Origin of the sequence: Jiangella muralis, assembly GCF_001270745.1 — a bacterium.
Classification (GTDB): Bacteria; Actinomycetota; Actinomycetes; order Jiangellales; family Jiangellaceae; genus Jiangella; species Jiangella muralis.
In genome coordinates, this window is the sequence record NZ_LFXL01000036.1 from 46,820 (window position 1) to 63,869 (window position 17,050).

The 17,050-nt window shown below is 72.8% G+C and carries 20 protein-coding genes; 12 read left to right on the forward strand and 8 right to left on the reverse strand.

All coding sequences use genetic code 11. From position 1 onward, the window contains the following. Positions 1 to 32: 32 nt before the first annotated feature. Positions 33 to 1,061, reverse strand: coding sequence for an NADPH:quinone reductase (locus ACW62_RS26285; RefSeq protein WP_053207080.1), 1,029 nt, complete (start codon positions 1,059 to 1,061; stop codon positions 33 to 35). Positions 1,062 to 1,387: 326 nt separating this feature from the next. Between ACW62_RS26285 and ACW62_RS34370 the strand changes: the two genes are divergently transcribed. Together ACW62_RS34370 and ACW62_RS26290 are read left to right on the forward strand one after the other, a co-directional pair. Beyond that, a complete protein-coding gene (locus tag ACW62_RS34370) occupies positions 1,388 to 1,540 on the forward strand; it encodes a hypothetical protein (protein WP_157574992.1) in 153 nt (50 codons plus the stop codon). Positions 1,541 to 1,677: 137 nt separating this feature from the next. Further along, positions 1,678 to 2,586 carry an LLM class flavin-dependent oxidoreductase gene (locus ACW62_RS26290; protein WP_053207081.1) on the forward strand — a complete coding sequence of 303 codons (909 nt, stop codon included), beginning with the start codon at positions 1,678 to 1,680 and terminating at the stop codon, positions 2,584 to 2,586. Between the two features lie 141 nt (positions 2,587 to 2,727). Here the strand turns inward: ACW62_RS26290 and ACW62_RS26295 are convergent, their stop codons facing one another. From ACW62_RS26295 to sigJ, 3 genes are all read right to left on the reverse strand, one after another. After that, a complete protein-coding gene (locus ACW62_RS26295) occupies positions 2,728 to 3,723 on the reverse strand; it encodes an RNA polymerase subunit sigma-70 (protein ID WP_276202976.1) in 996 nt (331 codons plus the stop codon). A 9-nt stretch (positions 3,724 to 3,732) separates the two neighbouring features. Beyond that, complete coding sequence (locus ACW62_RS26300) at positions 3,733 to 4,161, reverse strand: hypothetical protein (protein WP_053207082.1); 429 nt, start codon at positions 4,159 to 4,161, stop codon at positions 3,733 to 3,735. Positions 4,162 to 4,264: 103 nt separating this feature from the next. Then, positions 4,265 to 5,173, reverse strand: coding sequence for an RNA polymerase sigma factor SigJ (gene sigJ / locus ACW62_RS26305; protein WP_053207083.1), 909 nt, complete (start codon positions 5,171 to 5,173; stop codon positions 4,265 to 4,267). 128 nt (positions 5,174 to 5,301) lie between these two features. On the opposite strand from sigJ, the gene ACW62_RS26310 reads away from it, so the two are divergent. Then, positions 5,302 to 5,712 carry a DUF6069 family protein gene (locus tag ACW62_RS26310; RefSeq protein WP_053207084.1) on the forward strand — a complete coding sequence of 137 codons (411 nt, stop codon included), beginning with the start codon at positions 5,302 to 5,304 and terminating at the stop codon, positions 5,710 to 5,712. 38 nt (positions 5,713 to 5,750) lie between these two features. Here ACW62_RS26310 and ACW62_RS26315 read toward each other — a convergent pair whose 3' ends face one another. Both ACW62_RS26315 and ACW62_RS26320 read right to left on the reverse strand, forming a co-directional pair. Next, positions 5,751 to 6,350 carry a hypothetical protein gene (locus ACW62_RS26315; RefSeq protein ID WP_053207085.1) on the reverse strand — a complete coding sequence of 200 codons (600 nt, stop codon included), beginning with the start codon at positions 6,348 to 6,350 and terminating at the stop codon, positions 5,751 to 5,753. Between the two features lie 9 nt (positions 6,351 to 6,359). Further along, positions 6,360 to 7,244 (reverse strand): sigma-70 family RNA polymerase sigma factor, encoded by an 885-nt coding sequence (locus ACW62_RS26320; RefSeq protein WP_053207086.1) that lies wholly within the window; start codon positions 7,242 to 7,244, stop codon positions 6,360 to 6,362. Positions 7,245 to 7,313: 69 nt separating this feature from the next. On the opposite strand from ACW62_RS26320, the gene ACW62_RS26325 reads away from it, so the two are divergent. Beyond that, the gene (locus ACW62_RS26325) at positions 7,314 to 8,084 is read left to right on the forward strand and encodes an SDR family oxidoreductase (RefSeq protein WP_053207087.1); all 771 of its coding nucleotides are present in this window, start codon (positions 7,314 to 7,316) and stop codon (positions 8,082 to 8,084) included. Positions 8,085 to 8,129: 45 nt separating this feature from the next. Continuing rightward, a complete protein-coding gene (locus ACW62_RS26330) occupies positions 8,130 to 8,534 on the forward strand; it encodes a hypothetical protein (protein ID WP_157574993.1) in 405 nt (134 codons plus the stop codon). 10 nt (positions 8,535 to 8,544) lie between these two features. Here ACW62_RS26330 and ACW62_RS26335 read toward each other — a convergent pair whose 3' ends face one another. Further along, the gene (locus ACW62_RS26335; RefSeq protein WP_053207089.1) at positions 8,545 to 8,949 is read right to left on the reverse strand and encodes a VOC family protein; all 405 of its coding nucleotides are present in this window, start codon (positions 8,947 to 8,949) and stop codon (positions 8,545 to 8,547) included. A 79-nt stretch (positions 8,950 to 9,028) separates the two neighbouring features. Here ACW62_RS26335 and ACW62_RS26340 point away from each other — a divergent pair, with 79 nt between their 5' ends. The 6 genes from ACW62_RS26340 (at position 9,029) to ACW62_RS26365 (ending at position 14,530) form a co-directional block, all read left to right on the forward strand. Next, a complete protein-coding gene (locus ACW62_RS26340; RefSeq protein ID WP_053207090.1) occupies positions 9,029 to 9,982 on the forward strand; it encodes a glycerophosphodiester phosphodiesterase family protein in 954 nt (317 codons plus the stop codon). Positions 9,983 to 10,064: 82 nt separating this feature from the next. Further along, complete coding sequence (locus ACW62_RS26345) at positions 10,065 to 11,357, forward strand: MFS transporter (RefSeq protein ID WP_053207091.1); 1,293 nt, start codon at positions 10,065 to 10,067, stop codon at positions 11,355 to 11,357. Positions 11,358 to 11,389: 32 nt separating this feature from the next. Next, complete coding sequence (locus ACW62_RS26350) at positions 11,390 to 11,761, forward strand: ArsR/SmtB family transcription factor (RefSeq protein WP_053207092.1); 372 nt, start codon at positions 11,390 to 11,392, stop codon at positions 11,759 to 11,761. Continuing rightward, the gene (locus ACW62_RS26355) at positions 11,758 to 12,417 is read left to right on the forward strand and encodes an SRPBCC family protein (protein ID WP_053207093.1); all 660 of its coding nucleotides are present in this window, start codon (positions 11,758 to 11,760) and stop codon (positions 12,415 to 12,417) included. Before ACW62_RS26350 ends, ACW62_RS26355 begins: the two co-directional genes overlap by 4 nt. A gap of 59 nt (positions 12,418 to 12,476) precedes the next feature. Then, a complete protein-coding gene (locus tag ACW62_RS26360; protein WP_083460195.1) occupies positions 12,477 to 13,727 on the forward strand; it encodes an MFS transporter in 1,251 nt (416 codons plus the stop codon). Positions 13,728 to 13,942: 215 nt separating this feature from the next. Next, positions 13,943 to 14,530, forward strand: a complete 588-nt coding sequence (locus ACW62_RS26365) for a TMEM165/GDT1 family protein (RefSeq protein ID WP_053207094.1) — start codon at positions 13,943 to 13,945, stop codon at positions 14,528 to 14,530. Here ACW62_RS26365 and ACW62_RS26370 read toward each other — a convergent pair. Beyond that, the gene (locus tag ACW62_RS26370; protein ID WP_053207095.1) at positions 14,527 to 16,116 is read right to left on the reverse strand and encodes a dolichyl-phosphate-mannose--protein mannosyltransferase; all 1,590 of its coding nucleotides are present in this window, start codon (positions 16,114 to 16,116) and stop codon (positions 14,527 to 14,529) included. The genes ACW62_RS26365 and ACW62_RS26370 overlap by 4 nt on opposite strands. Positions 16,117 to 16,175: 59 nt before the next feature. Here ACW62_RS26370 and rsmI point away from each other — a divergent pair, with 59 nt between their 5' ends. Beyond that, positions 16,176 to 17,039 carry a 16S rRNA (cytidine(1402)-2'-O)-methyltransferase gene (rsmI, locus tag ACW62_RS26375; protein WP_053207096.1) on the forward strand — a complete coding sequence of 288 codons (864 nt, stop codon included), beginning with the start codon at positions 16,176 to 16,178 and terminating at the stop codon, positions 17,037 to 17,039. The last annotated feature ends 11 nt before the right edge of the window (positions 17,040 to 17,050 follow it).

The window sequence follows — 17,050 nt, forward strand, 5'->3', positions numbered from 1 at the left end:
GACTGTCCCGGCGGCGCGAGCCGGGGAGCTCCTCATGCGTCGGCGACGGTGATGAGGACCTTGCCGGTCGCGCCGTCCTCGACGGCGCGGTGGGCGTCGGCCGTCTGCTCCAGGGCGAAGTGGTGCACGAGCAGGCCGGCGTCCTCGCCGATGCGCAGTGCGCCGGCAGCGATGGCCGTGTTGATGTCGTCGCCAGCGGCGCGGAGCTTGTCCCAGCCGACGGTGTAGAGCAGCACGAACTGCAGCCGCGCGTTCAAACCCATGTATGCGCGCACGTTCAGGTCGAACGGCTGGTCGCCGTTGTTGGCGTAGATCGCGACCGTGCCGCGCGGCTTCAGCACGCCCGTGTTCGTCGCGGCGTTGGCACCGGCCGCCACCTCGACGACGAGGTCGACGCCGTCCGGGACGATGGCGCGGACGGCGGCCGCGACGTCGGCGCCGCCGTCGTACCGCACGACGTGGTGGGCGCCGGCGGATGTGGCCAGCGCGGCCTTGGCGTCGGAGCTCACCGTCGCGATGACCGTCGCGCCGGACCAGCGAGCCAGCTGGATCGCGGCGTTCCCCACCGCACCCGCCCCACCCGCCACGAGCACCACGCGGCCGGCCAGCGCGCCCGAACCCAGCCGCGTCGGCCCGTCCTCGGCGACCGTCAGCGCCCGATGCGCCGTCCCCGCCGGGATGCCGACCGCCGCGCCGAGGTCGAAGCCGGCGCCGTCGGGCAGCACGAACACCCGCTCGACCGGCACGACGGTGTACTCCTGCGCCGTCCCGCTGTCCGGGCGCAGGTACGCCGCCTGCGTCACCCACACCCGATCGCCCACGGCCAGTCCGCCGACGCCGTCGCCGACCGCGTCGACGACGCCGGAACCGTCGTGGTTGGGCACTGCCTCGGTCCCGGACACCGCGCCGAAGCCGCCGCTGCGCGTCTTCCAGTCGGTCGGGTTCACGCCGGAGACGACGACCCGGATGCGCACCTCGCCGGGACCGGGCTCCGGCACCGGCCGCTCGGTGAGCCGGAGAACGTCGGCCGCGCCGGACTCGTCGTGCACGATCGCCTTCATCGGGGTCGCATCCCTCCCACGGACGGGTGTGTCCCTAGCGCCAACCGGTCCGGCCATCCCCGCATTCCGGCGGTCGAGGCGCGAAGAAGCCCCGGCGCGCAGTGAACCACGATGTGGAGGACGCGCCGGGGCCTCAGCCGGGATCGTCGGTGTTAGCGCACCTCCCCCAGCCACTGCCAATGTTAGCCGTTGACGGGTTGATTGTCTGAATGTCATGCTGGTCGGTTAACTACATCGGGAATCCGCCCGGCGTAGTCCAGAGATGGGCTACCGGGCGGGCTGTTAGCGCGGTTCACCGGTGCCCTCAGCACTTGGGAGGAACCTCAGTGAACCACGACAACAGGCGAGGGACGTTGCTGCGCAGGCTACGAGAGCTGCGCGAGCACACCGAGGTCATCGGCCAGATCCTGAGGGATCTGTGGCCGGTGGGCGTGGTGATCTCCTCGATTCTGGGTGTTGCCCTGCATCAGTTCGGCTGAGGTCGAACCGCAGGGAGCGAACGGGGTCGGCTGAGGCCGGCCCCTTCGTGCGTCCGGCGCCGCGATTCCTCCGGCCGCGCCGCCCGGTCTGTCCGCACAACAGCCGCAACACGGCGGCGCGGACGGAAGGAATCGGCATGTCCCTGGAATTCGGCATCTTCCTGCCGGTCGGCTTCGGCGGCGAACTGGCCGCGTTCGCCGATCCGGTCGAGGCGGCGGAGCGGGTCGTCGAACTGGCGCGGACGGCGGAGGAGTGCGGCTTCGCGGCGGCGTGGCTGCCCGACCATCTGCAGACGGTCCCGCCGTCGACGGCGCCGGTGTTCGAGTCGTGGTCGATGCTGGCGGCGCTGGCCCGCGACACCGACCGGATCCGGATCGGCCCGCTGGTCAGCTCGAACGGCTACCGGAACCCGGCACTGCAGGCGAAGATCGCGTCGACGGTCGACGTGCTGTCGGGTGGACGGCTGACGCTCGGGATCGGGGCCGGATGGTACGAGCCGGACTACGAGGCGTTCGGGTACGAGTTCGGCGACGCGCCCGCGCGGCTGCGGGGCTTGCGCGACGGCGTGCGAACCATCAAGGCGATGTGGACCGAGCACCCGACGACGTTTCCGCGCGGCGTGCAGCGGCCGACGATCCCGCTGCTGATCGCGGGCGGCGGGGAGCGGATGACACTGAAGCTCGTGGCGGAGTACGCCGATGCCTGCAACGTCATGGTGTCGCCGGCGGACGCGGCGCGGAAATTCGGCGTGCTGCGGGACCACTGCGCGACGGCCGGCCGCGACTACGACGCCGTCCTGCGCACCGCGACGACCGCCTGCCTCGTCGCCGGGTCGGACGAGGCGGCGCAGGCGGCGCTGTCGCCGGGGATGAGCGTGTTCTATCCGGGCGACGTCGCGTCGTACCTGCTCTACGGGACGGCCGACACCGTGCGGCGGCGCATCGCGGCCTACGAGGAGGCCGGCGTCCAGCAGCTGATCGTCGGCTTCCACGAGGCGACGGACCCGGAGGCGATCCGGCGGTTCGCCAAGGAGTTCATCGGCTGATGACGGTGGCGGCCGGGAGGCTGCGTCGGCGAGTTTGTCGGTGCCCGCCCCTGGGGTGGGCCCCACCCGGGCCGGGAGGGGTCTGCCGGCCGGGAGGGGTCTGCCGACCGGGAGGGGTCTGCCAGGCGCCGGGCGCCGCGGTCAGGGGAGCGTCGCCGGGAGGCCGAACCGGGGGAGCAGCTCCGGCGTGGCGAAGACGGTGACCCGTGCGATCCCCGCCGCGGTCACCGTCAGCACGGCCAGCCCGAACGCCGACCCGTCGCGGTGGTACGCACCGAAGGCGGGCTGCCCGTTGGCCGTCGCCGGCAGCTTGCGCCAGTCGCCCGGCACGCCGACGACCTCGCTCATCAGGTACTCCACGCAGGCGACCTTCCCGGAGAACCAGGTCGCCGCGTCCGGCGACTCGAGGACGGCGTCGGCGCGCAGGGCGTCCTCGAATGCGCGGGCGTCGGCCGTCGCGAACGCCGTCATGTACCGTTCCAGCAGCTCACGAGCCCGCGGGTGGTCCGGCTCGAGCACGTCGTCCATCGATGGCGTCACCTCGCGCAACCGCGCCCGGGCGCGCTGCAGCAAGGACTTCACGGCCCCCACCTCGAGGGACAGTGCCGTCGCCACCTCGGCGGCCGGCCAGGCGAGCACGTCGCGCAGGATGAGGACGGCGCGCTGGCGCGGTGTCAGGTACTGCAGCCCGGCGATCAGCGCGAGCCGGACCCCGTCCCGCACGACGGCGATGGCGGCGGGGTCGGCGGACTCGGGCGTGACGAGGGCGTCGGGCAGCGGCTGCAGCCAGCCGACTCCGGCGGCCGGGCTCTCGGATCCGCCGTCCGGTCCGGTCCCGAGTCCGCCGGGTACGGCGCGCCGGTCGCTGCGCTGCAGGGCGTTGAGGCAGGCGTTCGTCGCGATCCGGTACAGCCACGTCCGCAGCGACGACCGGCCCTCGAACCCGTCGTAGGACCGCCACGCCCGCAGATACGTCTCCTGCACCAGGTCCTCGGCGTCGTCGAGGGAGCCCGTCATCCGGTAGCAGTGCGCCAGCAGTTCCCGCCGGTACCCCTCCGCCTGCCGCATGAACTCGTCGCGCACGTGGTCCTCCTTCGCCCCATCCTCGTACCGACCGGTGCTCGCCCGGAAAGGAATCGGGCTCCTTCAGCGGTACGGCTCGGGCGGCGGCATCGGCTCGAGTCCGGGCGGCATGGCCCGGCGGATGGCGGCGGAGAGGTCGGCGGCCGCGGTGGCGCCGCCGTGCACCACTTCGGTCCGGTGCGCCGGCCGGACCCGGCGCGGATCGAACACGCACCAGCCGGCCCGCCAGCCCCAGGCCAGCCGCCCCTTCGCGTCGGCCTGCCGGTCCGGCCAGACGACGAGCAGGTAGCGCCACCGGTGCTCACCTCGTCGCCGCCCCCACGCGACCAGCCGCCCCTGTACCCGCCGGCTCGACCGGTCGCCCATGACGATGGGCACGGCGGTGTAGAGACCGGACGGCTCGGTATGGGCCCGGACCTTGATCTCCAGCCGCCCCGGATCGAGATCCAGGAGGTCGAGCGGAGGATCGTCCAGCCAGCGAGCAGTCGTCATACCGCTAGTATCGAACACGTGTTCGCATGATCGGTAGTTCGTCGCGCTCCGTAAGCGCCTGGTGACGGAGGGTGCCGGCGTCGGTGCGGTCTACGGGCGGGGGTCAGCTGGTCCAGGGCCGCAGCTTCTCCGGGTTGCGCACCGCCCAGACGCGGGCGATCCGGTCGCCGGCCAGGTCGAACGCCAGCACCGTCCCGGTCACCCCGTCCTGCTGCAGCACCAGGCCGGGCTGCCCGTTCACCGTCCGCTCCAGGAACGTCAGGTCGGGCGCGGCCGCGGCGATCTCGATGAGGGCGCGGGCGATCGGCCAGCTGCCCTCGAGCGGCCCGAGCGCGGTGGCGAGGCCGCCGCCGTCGGCGACCGCCGTCGCGTGCGGGTCGAGCAGGCCGACGAGCGCCTCGATGTCCTGGGACTCCCACGCCTGCTTGAACTCGCGGACGAGGCCGGCCCGGCGGGCGGACGGGGTCGTGGGGGCCTCGGCGGCGCGGAGCCGGCGCCGGGCGGACGACGCCAGCTGGCGGCAGGCCGCCGGGGTGCGGCCGACGATCCGGGCGATCTCGGCGAACGGGTACCGGAAGACGTCGTGCAGGACGAACGCGACCCGTTCGGCCGGCGTCATCGACTCGAGGACGACGAGGAAGGCCATGCTGATCGACTCGTCCAGCGTGACCCGGTCGGCGGGGTCGCCGGGGTTGGCCGTCGCACCGCCCGGGCGTCCGCCGACCCACTCGGCGCGGTCGGGCACCGGCTCCGGGATCCACTCGCCGACGTAGCGCTCGCGTCGGGCCCGCGCCGACCGCAGCAGGTCGAGGCAGATGCGGCTGGCGACCGTGGTCAGCCAGGCGCCGGGCACCTCGATCGCCTCCCGCTGTTCCGGCCGCAGCGCGTACCAGCGGGCGTACGTCTCCTGCACGACGTCCTCGGCGTCGGCCAGCGAGCCGAGCAGGCGGTAGGCGAGGTTGATCAGCTGGCGGCGCTCGCTCATGATTGCGGTCAGGTCCGGGTCGGTCATGGTCTACGACCTCCTCTCACCCTCCCGACGAGACAGCCCGCCGACGTGTGCGGCCTGACGTTCGGCCGGGCCGTCTCGTCGTACCGCTGTCCAGGCATCGCCGCCAGAGTGACAGCAGGAGGAACCCGATGACGACGCAGGAGACGACGACGGCCGAGGCGGTACGGGGCCGGGCCGCGTTGGCGGTCGCGGGGGCGACGACGGCGGCGCTCGGGCCGTGGGTCGTCGCGGTGATCGCCGGCGCGGACCTCGAGGTGACCAGCGCCGGCGTGACGATGGACGTCGGGCTGCCGTTGGTGCTGGCCGGCGCGCTGACGATGTCGCTGGCCGGTTGGGGGTTGCTGACGTGGCTGCTGCGGCGGCGCGGCGGAGACGGACGGCGGGTGTGGACCGGCGTCGCGCTGACGGTGCTGCTGCTGTCGCTGGGCGGGCCGCTGGGCGCCGAGGCGGACGCCGGCGGCAAGGCCTGTCTGGTACTGATGCACCTCGCCGTCGGCGCGGTGCTGATCCCGGGCCTGCGGGCGGCCGTCCGCGAGTGACCCGCCCTGATCGCGGCGGCCGGAGGACGGCAGGTCCGTCAGGGCACGACCAGCGGATCGCTGCGCAACCAACCGCTCCAGCCGACCGTGCCGCCCCGGTCGTTGCGTACGGCCGCGCTGCTCCAGTCGGCCACGTTCGCCGACATCCAGCCGACGAACTCGTCGCACCAGGCCGAGGGGGCAGGCGGCGTCGTCTGAGCGATCCAGTCCTGGCAGGTGAGAAGCAGCCGCTGCGGCGAGCCCCAGATCATCCAGGGGCTCCGGCCGGTGCGGGCGATCGAACCGTTCAGCCAGGCCGCCAGTGCCGAGCACCGGTCCTCGTCGTCGCCGAGACGAGCCCGGCCCGGACGGCTCATCTGGCCCGCGCGGTCCGGCCGGCTCGGGCCGTTCGGCCGCCCGGCGGCCGTCCACTGCTCGCAGGCCTGCTGGACGACGGCGACCTGCTGCGCCGGATCGCTCATCGCCCGCTGTGTCCGGTCGTCGCCGATCGCCCAGACAGCGGACGCTACCGCGGCCGAGGCAACCGCGGTGACCAGCACCAGCGCGACCCCCGGCCACGCCGGTCCGGCCCGCGTGCCCCGCGCCACGTCCCCACTCTCGACCCGCCGGCGCCGCTCCAGCAGGGTCGAAAGACCCACGTCGCAGGGTCAGACGCCGAGGGCGGCCGGATCGATGCCGCTGAGCCGGTCCGGGTCGTTGAGCACGTCGATCGTCGTGATCAGGCCGTCGGTGACGGTGAACGCCATCACCGCGAACACCTGCCCGCCGATGACGGCTACCGCGCCGGCCGTGCCGTTGACCAGCGCCGGCCGCACGTGCTGCGCCAGCCGCCGGGCCAACGTCGCCTGTCCGGCCACGGTCCGGGCGCCGCGCAGCAGCACCGTCGGCCGGGCCGGGTGCGCGCCGCCGTCGGCCCGCAGCACGACGTCGGGGTCGAGCACCGCCACCAGCGCGTCGAAGTCGCCGTCGCGGGCGGCCGCGTAGAACGCGTCGACCGCGGCCCGCTGCTTCGCGAGGTCGGCGTCCGGCGCGGGCGCGGCGTCCTGGACCCGGCGACGGCCCCGGCTGGCCAGCTGGCGGGCGGCGGCCGGGGTTCGCTCGACCAGCGGCGCGATGTCGTCGAACGGGACGGCGAACAGGTCGTGCAGCACGAACGCGAGCCGCTCGGCCGGCGTCAGGGTGTCGAGGACCACCTGCATCGCCAGCCCGACGGAGTCGGCCAGCAGCGCCTCCTGCTCTGGATCGGGGCCGGTCAGCGGGCTGACGACAGGGTCGGGCAGGCGCACGTCGGGCTCACCGTCGTCCAACGGGACCTCGCCGCGCGTCGTCCGCGACCGCAGCAGGTTCAGGCAGACCCGCCCGGCGACGGTCGTCAGCCAGGCGGCGAGGTTCTCGACGTCGGAGGTGTCGGCGCGCTGGTAGCGCAGCCAGGTCTCCTGCACGGCGTCGTCGGCCTCGGTGAGCGACCCCAGCATGCGATACGCGACGGCGCGCAGCTGTGGCCGGTGCCGCTCGAAATCGAGGTCGCTCATCCGGTCACATCTCCGCGGCGCCGCGGGTCGGTCCAGTGAAGGACCTCTTCGGCAGGACTGGAGCTGACAGTGACCACACCCCTCCTGGTGACCGGTGGCACCGGCACCCTCGGACGTCTCATCGTGCCACGGCTGGTCGAGGCCGGACGGATGGTCCGGGTGCTCAGCCGCACGCCGCATGAGCCGGGCGGCGGCGTCGAGTACGTCGCGGCCGATCTGCGCTCGGACGACGCCGGCGACGCGGTCGCGGCCGCCGTCGACGGCGTCGACACGGTCCTGCACCTGGCCGGCGGCCCCAAGGGCGACGGCGAGGCGGCGCAGCGGCTGGCCCGGGCCGCGGCGCCGGCCGGCGTGAAGCACCTGGTGCACATCTCGGTGATCGGCGCCGACCGCGTGCCGATCGCCTGGTTCCGGGCGAAGCTGGCCGCCGAGCAGGCCGTGACCGGCTCGGGCGTGCCGTGGACGATCCTGCGCGCCGCCCAGTTCCACGACCTCGTCCTGAAGACGGCGGCCGCGATGACGAAGCTGCCGGTGATCCCGGTCCCCGGCGGCCTGCGCTTCCAGCCGGTCGACGCACGCGACGTGGCCGCGCGGCTGACCGAGCTGACCCTCGGCGAGCCGGCCGGGCTGGTCGCCGACCTCGCCGGCCCGCGGGTCGCGCCGCTGGGCGACCTGCTGCGCTCGTACCTGACGGCGGCCGGCAAGCGACGGCCGTTGCTGCCGGTCCGGCTGCCCGGCAAGACCGGCCGCGCCTATCGCGACGGCGCCAACCTCACCCTGGACGGCGCCGACGTCGGCACCCGGACCTGGGAGGACTTCCTCGCCGAGCGCCTGGGCTGACGCCAGCGGGGCGAAATGTCCGGGGCGTCTGCGACGCTCTCGTCCGTGACAGAGACACCCGTCCCTCGCGACGACCGCATGTGGCCGAATGGGGCGTATCCCTTCTCGATCGCCTTCGGCGTGCTCTTCATCGGCGTCAGCATTGGGCTCGTGGTGGCCGCGGCCGGTCGCGGCGCCGGCCTGTTCGTGCTCACGCTCGCCGCCACGCCGGTGGCCGGAGCGATCGGCTGGATGTACATGACGCTGGGACAGCGCTACCGGCTCCGTCGCGGACGGTTCGACGGCAAGCTGCTGGCGGCCGAGCTGGTCTCGGCCGGGGCCGGCTTGGCGATCTTCCTGGCGGACCGGCAGCTCGCCTTCACGGTGCTCTGCGGCTTCCTGGGCGTCGGCATGCTGGCCAACGCGCGAATGGTCCGGCTCGCCCGCGCCAATCGTCCGGCCGGCGAGTGAGCTGTCGCCGTCAGGCCACGAAGATGCAGAACGGATGGCCGGCGAGGTCGGCGTAGACGCGCAGCGGCTCGTCGGGGTCGTCGATGCGGTCGAAGATCATCCGGCCGCCGAGCTCGAGCACGCGGTCGTGCTGGACCAGCAGCTCCTCCATCGACGGCACGGTCATGTCGAGGTGCAGCTGCTGCGGGACGGCGCCGTCGGGCCACGTCGACGGCGTCAGCTGGTCGGTCTGCTGGAAGCCCAGCCGGCGGTTGCCGTCGTGGTCGTGCAGGACCAGCCAGTCGTCGCCGGCGGGGTCGACGGTCTCGTGGCCGGGCCGGTACACGTAGCCGAGCAGCTGCCGGTAGAACTCCGCCAGTCCGCGTGCGTCGGTGGTGTCCAGCACGGTCTGCAACACGCTGGGATAGGTCGTCATGCCGGGACGGTACCCGCGGGGTCCGACATTCAGCTTCGGGTCGCCGCACGTGTCAGTGGCGGGCGTTACCGTTCGCCCCATGAGCAGGCTCACCGGTCTCCTGACCGCAGGCGCCGTCGCCGCGGTCCTCATCCCGACGACGACGGCCACCGCCGCCACGGAGAACCCGTGGCTGGAGCGGCGCGTCCTCAACATCGCGCACCAGGGCGGCGAGATCGAGGCGCCGTCAGACACCCTCTTTGCGTTCAAGTCGGCGGTCGACCAGGGCGCCGACGTGCTCGAGCTGGACGTCCACGCGACGGCCGACGGCGAGTTGGTCGTCCTGCACGACACCACCGTCGACCGCACGACGAACGGCGCCGGGCGGGTCGACGCGCTCACGCTCGAGCAGATCCGGGCGCTCGACGCGGCCCACTGGTTCGTTCCCGGCTGCGGGACCTGCCACGGCCAGGACCCCGCCGCCTACGCGTTCCGCGGCGTCGCGACAGGGGAGCGGCCGGCGCCGGACGGGTACACGGCCGCCGACTTCCGCATCCCGACGCTGCGCGAGGTGCTCGAGACGTTCCCGGGTGTCCTGCTCAACGTCGAGATCAAGCGGACCCGCCCCGAGACGTCGCCATACGAGCGCACCATGGCCGACCTCCTCGCCGAGTTCGGCCGCGGCACCGACACCGTCGTCGCCTCGTTCTCCGACAGCGCCGTCACCCGGTTCAAGCTCTACAACCGCGACGTCAGCACGTCGCCGGGCAGCACGCAGGCCACGGCGTTCTGGCTGAACACGCTCGGCCCGCTGACCGGCATCACGCTGCACGGACACCACGCGCTGCAGGTGCCGCCGTCACAGTCGGGCATCCCGGTCGTCACGGCCGACTTCGTCGCCGACGCGCACCGCCGCGGCCTCGCCGTCCACGTCTGGACCATCAACGACCGCGTCGAGATGGAGCGGCTCATCGACCTCGGCGTCGACGGCATCATGACCGACCGGCCGACGCTGCTCCAGCAGGTGCTGGACGATCGCGGCGTGGGGACGTGACCAGCCGGGCATAGTTCACGGCCGCCGGCGCTTGTAGCAAGGCAGTCGCGACGACGCGACCGGACGAGAGGACGCCCCACGCATGAACGTGCAGGCCCGCCGCATCCAGAGCGTCTACATCACGTTGATGCTCGGCAACACGCTGGCCGCCTCGTTCATCTGGGGCATCAACACGCTGTTCCTGCTCGACGCCGGGCTGAGCAACCTCGAGGCGTTCGCCGCCAACGCGTTCTACACGGTCGGCGTCGTGCTCTTCGAGGTTCCGACGGGGGTCATCGCGGACACCTGGGGGCGGCGGGTGTCGTACCTGCTCGGCACCGTGACGCTCGCCGTGACGACCGCGCTGTACTACCTGATGTGGCAGATCAGCGCGCCGTTCTGGGCGTGGGCCGTGGTGTCGGCGCTACTCGGCCTGGGGTTCACGTTCTTCTCCGGCGCGGTCGAGGCGTGGCTGGTCGACGCCCTGCACCACGCTGGGTACGAGGGCAGCCTCGAGGCCGTCTTCGGCCGCGGCCAGATGGTGTCCGGCGTGGCGATGCTCGGTGGGTCGGTTGCCGGCGGCGTGATCGCCCAGGTGACCGACCTGGGGGTGCCCATGCTGCTGCGGGTGGGCGTGCTGCTGGCGATGTTCGTCGTGGCGGGCCTGCTGATGCGCGATCTCGGCTTCACCCCGGACCGGTCGGCGGGCACGGCGCAGGCGGTGCGCGGCATCTGGTCGGCGTCCATCGAGCACGGCCTGAAGAACCCTCCGGTGCGCTGGGTCATGCTGGCCGCGCCTTTCGTGTCCGGCGTCAGCTTCTACGGCTTCTACGCGATGCAGCCCTACCTGCTGGAGCTGTACGGCGACCCCGACGCCTACTCGATCGCGGGCCTGGCCGCGGCCGCCGTCGCCGGGGCCCAGGTGGTCGGCGGATACCTCGCGCCGCACGCCCGGCGGCTGTTCCGCAAGCGGACGACCGCGCTGATCGGCGGCACGGCGGCCGGTGCGGCGATCCTGGGGCTGCTCGGCGTCACCGACGGATTCTGGGTGGCGATCGTCCTGCTGGTGCTGTGGGCCCTGGTGTTCGCCGCGGAGATGCCGATCCGCCAGGCGTACCTCAACGACCTCATCCCGTCGAAGCAGCGGGCGACGGTGTTGTCGTTCGACTCGCTGATGGGCAACGCCGGTGGCGTGGTCGTCCAGCCGGCGCTCGGCCGGGCCGCCGACGTCTACAGCTACGGCACCTCGCTGGCGATCGGCGGCGTGATCCAGTTGGTGGCGGTCCCCTTCCTGATCGGCAGCCGCCGGCAGGGCTCGCCGGCCGACGTTGCCGTCACCGTGTCCGGCTCGCCGGTCGTGACGGAGCCGCCTCCCGACGAGAAGCTACAGCGTTGACTTATATAAGCATGTGCCGATAACCTAGTCCCATGCATGCCTTCGACGTGCTCGGCGACCCGGTGCGCCGCCGGATCCTGGAGCTGCTTGCCGACGGCGAGCTGACCTCCGGCGCCGTCACGTCGGTCATCCAGCAGGAGTTCGGCATCTCGCAGCCGGCGGTGTCGCAGCATCTCAAGGTGCTGCGCGAATCCGGGTTCGCCACCGTGCGACCCGACGGCGCCCGCCGGCTGTACGCCGTCAGCACCGAACCGCTCCGCGATGTCGACGTATGGCTCGACCGCTTCCGCCGGTTCTGGACCCCTCCTCTGGACGCGCTGGCCACCGAACTGGCCAGAGGCAAGCGGCAACGCCGGCTGCAGGAGCAGGCCGGCCACGATCCGGACCAGGAGAACTCCCCATGATCGATGTCGTCGAACAGGTCAACGCCGTGCGCCGCCAGGTCGGCTCGCGGACCATCGAGGCGGGTGAGGCTCGCACCGTCACCGTCAGCCAGACCTACCCGGCCACCGTCGAGGACGTCTGGGACGCCTGCACGAACGCCGAGCGCATCCCGCGCTGGTTCTCGCCGGTGACCGGCGAGCTGAAGCTCGGCGGGCGATACCAGGTCGAGGGCAACGCCGGTGGCACCGTCGAGCACTGCGACCCGCCCAAGAGCTTCGCCGTCACCTGGGAGTACAACGGCGAGGTCAGCTGGGTCGAGGTCCGGCTCACCGCCGACGGCGACCAGCGGACCCGGTTCGAGCTCGAGCACATCGCGCTGGTCAACAGCGCGTCGCTGGAGTTCTGGGACCTCTACGGCCCGGGCGCGGTCGGGCTCGGCTGGGACCTCGCGTTCATCGGCCTGAGCCTCCACTTCGCCTCCGGTGGCGAGCAGGTCGACCCCAAGGCGGTCGAGGCCTGGACCATGAGCGACGACGGCAAGCGGTTCGTCGGCCTGGCCAGCGAGCGCTGGCGCGACGCCAACGTCGAGGGCGGCTTCGCCACGCCGGAGGCCGCGCAGGGCGCCGCCGACCGGACGACCGCCTTCTACACCGGTGCGGAGGCGCCGCAGGGCTGAGCCCGCTCCGCCCCTGGAGCGGCGGACCTTGTCGGACCCGTCTTCTACCGTTCGGCGTCATGACGACGGTGGCGGAGTCCGGCGACACGGTGCGCTGGCGCGGCGGGTACGGGCGGCTGTGGTCTGCCGCGGTCCTGTCGCGCTTCGGCGACGCCGTGCGCAACGTGGCGTTTCCGCTGGTCGCGGCCGGTCTGACGACGTCTCCGTTCCTGCTGTCGGTGGTGTCGGCGGCCGGCTATCTGCCGTGGCTGCTGTTCGGGTTGCTCGGCGGCGCCCTCGCCGACCGCGTCGACCGGCGCCGAGCCATGTGGACGGTCGACGTCGTGCGCGGGCTGCTGGTGGCGGCGTTCGCGGTGGCGCTGGCGCTCGGGCAGGCGCACCTCGCCGTGCTGGCGGTGCTCGCGTTCGCGCTGACCACCTTGCAGACGCTGTTCGACAACGCGGCCACGGCCATCCTGCCGACTCTGGTGCCGCGGCCGGTGCTGCCGTCGGCCAACGCGCGCCTGATGACCGGACAGGCGCTGGCCGGCACGTTCCTCGGCGCACCGGCGGCCGGTCTGCTGGTCACGGCGGGCGTGGCGCTGCCGTTCGCGGTCGACGCGGCGACGTATCTGGTGGCGGCGGCGCTGATCGCGTCGCTGCCACGGCCGGTCGCCCCCGCGGCGCGACGGCCGGCCGGGTCCACGTTGCGGACGGAGATCGCGGCGGGCGTGCGGCGGCTCTGGCACGACCGCCTGCTGCGTGGTGGCTGTCTGGCGAACCTGCTGGGCAATCTGGTGATCGGTGGGCTCCAGGCGCTGCTGGTGCTGATCATCACGCGCTGGGCCGGTGCCTCCGACGTCGTGTTCGGGCTGGTGCTGGCGGCGTATGGCGCAGGTGGGGTGGTGGGTGGGCTCGTGGCGACGCGGGTGGGGCGGTGGGTGGGTGGCGGGGCGACGGCCATGGTGCTGGCGCTGGCCGTGCAGACCGGCTGCCTGCTCGTCATCGGCGGCGTGCCCCACCCCGCGGCGACGGCGGCCGCCCTCGCGGTCTTCGGGGTGGCCGGCATGGTGGTGAACGTGCACTTCGTGTCGTTGACGCAGCAGCGCACGCCCGACGACCTGCTCGGCCGCGTCTCGTCCGCCGAGCGCACGGTGGGCATCGCCGGCGCGCCGCTGGGCGCGTTGCTGTTCGGCGCGCTGGCCGAGCTCACCGAGGTCAACGTGCCGGCACTGGCCGGCGCCGGCATCATGGCGCTGGCCGCGGTCGTCGTCCAGCGCGCGGCTCGCGCGGAACGGCTCGATGACCGGCCGGTGAACCGCGTGGTGTGAGGCTGCCCACGTCGGCTGGATTCCGGCTCACCGATCCCGGTAGGCTGGCCACAGCGAAGGGGAGTAGCCCCCAATGTCGCGGTCGACATACTGACGCTCCGGCGTCCGGCCGCGCGGCCTCGTTCATGAGGCGGGCGAGACCTTCGACCACTGGCAGTAATGCCGGGGTCGGAGTCTCGCAACTTCCGGTCCCGGCCGTGACCGGAAGGGATCCGATGGCCGACCTGTGGGCCGCGTTCCTCGTGAGCTTCGGCGTGATCTTCGTGGCCGAGCTCGGCGACAAGTCCCAGCTGATGGCGTTGACGTTCGCCACGCGATTCAAGGCGTGGCACGTCATCCTCGGCATCACGATCGCCACGACTGTCGTGCACCTGGCGTCGGTCGCGATCGGGTTCGGACTGGGCGAGGCGCTCCCGACCGGCTGGATCAACGTCGTCGCGGCGGTCGCGTTCTTCGGCTTCGCGGCCTGGACGTGGCGCGGCGACTCCTTGACCGACGAGGAGAAGAACAAGGCCGAGCGGACCACCAAGGCCGCCATCATCGCCGTCGGCACGGCGTTCTTCCTGGCCGAACTGGGCGACAAGACGATGCTCGCCACCATCACGCTGGCCGCCGACAACGACTGGGTCGGCGTGTGGATCGGCTCGACCGTCGGCATGGTCGCCGCGGACGCGCTGGCGATCCTCGTCGGCCGCTACCTGGGTCAGCGGCTGCCCGAGCGGCTGATCCAGGTCGGCGCCTCCGCGCTGTTCGTCCTGTTCGGTGTCTGGCTGCTGATCGAGGGCATCGCCGAGCTCACCTAGATCCAGCTGCTGAACCACATCCGCGCCCGCCAGGCGTCGTACGAGATCAGCTGGTCGACGTGGATGGGGTAGAACCAGGCGGCGACGGCGACGACGATCAGGACGTAGCCGCCGGCGATCGCCACCCCGACGGCGCGCCGCCGCGGTGACGCGTCCGGTGGCCCGATGATCAGCCCCAGCGCGAACGTCACGGCGAGCACCAGGAACGGCACGATCGCGACCGCGTAGAAGTAGAAGATCGTCCGGTCGGTGAAGAACAGCCACGGCACCCAGGTCGCGACGATGCCGGCGAGGATCGCCCCGGCCCGCCAGTCGCGGCGGAAGAACCACCACCACAGGCACACCAGCAGCGCCGCGCACGCACCCCACCACAGCGGCGGCGTGCCCAGCGCGAGGACCGCCTGACTGCACCGTTCGGTCTCGCAGCCGGCCTGGCCGAGGTCGTACCCCTCGTAGTCGAACGACACCGGCCGGCCGACGTAGAGCCACTCCCACGGCTTGGACATGTAGTCGTGCGGGGTGTCCAGGTCGCGGTGGAACCGCCACATCTCCGCGTGGTAGTGCCACAGGCTGCGGGCCCAGCTCGGGAACAGCGAGCCCAGCGCGGACGGCGCGTTCTCGGTGGCCCACTGCCGGTGGTATCCGCCGGACGAGGTGATCCAGCCCCACCACGACACGACGTACACGAAGGCGGCGGTGACGACCATCGAGAGGAACGCGACCGGCCCGTCGCGCAGCACCGAGTTGAGGACGGGGCTGCGCAGGCCCGCCGCGCGCCGGGCGCCGACCTCCCACAACACCGTCATCAGGCCGAACACGGCCAGGGCGTACAGCCCGCTCCACTTCGTGCCGCAGGCCAGGCCGAGCATGATCCCGGCCGCCAGCCGCCACGGCCGCCACCAGAACAACGGGCCGTCGCCCGGTTCCGTCAGCCCGCGGGCCAGCCGCGCCTCGGCCCAGTCGGCGTATCTGGCCCGCATCTGATCGCGGTCGATCAGCAGACAGCCGAACGCCGCGACGATGAACATCGCGAGGATGCCGTCGAGCACCGCCGTCCGGCTCATCACGATCGACAGGCCGTCGACGGCGAGCAGCAGGCCGGCAACGCAGCCGAGCAGCGTCGACCGGAACAGCCGCCGCCCGATGCGGGCGAGCATGATCACCGTCGCCACCCCGCACAGCGCGACGGCGACGCGCCAGCCGAACGGGTCCATGCCGAACACCCGGATGCCCTGGCCGATGAGGAACTTGCCGACCGGCGGGTGCACGACGAACGACGGCTCGTTCAGGAAGACGTCGAGGTCGCCGCTCAGGATCCGCTCGTTGGCGTCCTCGGTGAACTTGCGCGAGTAGCCGAACAGCAGTTGCGAGTAGGCGTCCTTGGCGTAGTACGTCTCATCGAAGATGATCTTGTTCGGGCGGCCGAGGTCGACCAGCCGCAGCACCGCCGCCACGACGCCGACCAGCAGCGGGCCGATCCAGCCCCAGATGCGGTCGGACGGCATCGGCCGGACGAGGCGGGCCCGGATGCCGGCCGCGGACCGCTCCGTCTCGGAAGCCTCTGGGGCGTCAACCGTCTGGGTCACCGGGTCATCCTACGAGTGCTCGCTGTGAGCGGCGGCCGCCGTTGCGCGAGGATGGGCGGGTGGCGAACTCGACGGCGGACGGTGTCCTGGTGCTGGCCGGCACCCCGATCGGCGACGTCGGCGGCGCTCCGCCGCGGCTCGCGGCCGAGCTGGCGGCGGCGGACGTGGTGGCGGCGGAGGACACCCGGCGGCTGCTGCGGCTGGCATCGTCGCTGGGTGTGACGATCGCCGGGCGGCTGGTGTCGTACTTCGAGGGCAACGAGTCCGCGCGCACCCCGGAGTTGCTGACGGCGCTGACCGACGGCGCGCGCGTGGTGCTGGTGACCGACGCCGGCATGCCGTCGGTGTCCGACCCCGGGTACCGGCTGGTGGCGGCGGCGGTGACGGCGGGCGTCCGGGTGACGTCGGTCCCCGGGCCGTCGGCGGTGCTGACGGCGCTCGCGGTCAGTGGGCTGCCGGTCGACCGGTTCTGCTTCGAGGGCTTCCCGCCGCGCCGGCCGGGAGAGCGGTCGCGGACGTTCGCCGCGCTGGCCGACGAGCCGCGGACGATGGTGTTCTTCGAGTCGCGGCACCGGCTGGCCGACACGCTGACGGCGATGGCGGCGGCGTTCGGCGCGGACCGTCCGGCGGCGGTGTGCCGCGAGCTGACCAAGACGCACGAGGAGGTCCGGCGCGGGCCGCTGGGCGACCTGGCCACGTGGGCGTCGGAGGACGGGCCGCTTGGCGAGATCACGATCGTGGTGCAGGGCGCCCCGCCCCGCTCGGTGACCGTCACCCCCGCCGACGCGGTGGCGCAGGTGGTCGAGCGCGAGGCGGCCGGCGTGCGTCGCAAGGAGGCGATCGCCGAGGTCGCCCGCGAGTTGGGGCTGCCCAAACGCGAGGTCTATGCGGCGGTCGTGGCCGCGAAGGACGCCGTCGATTGAGCGGTTCCGGC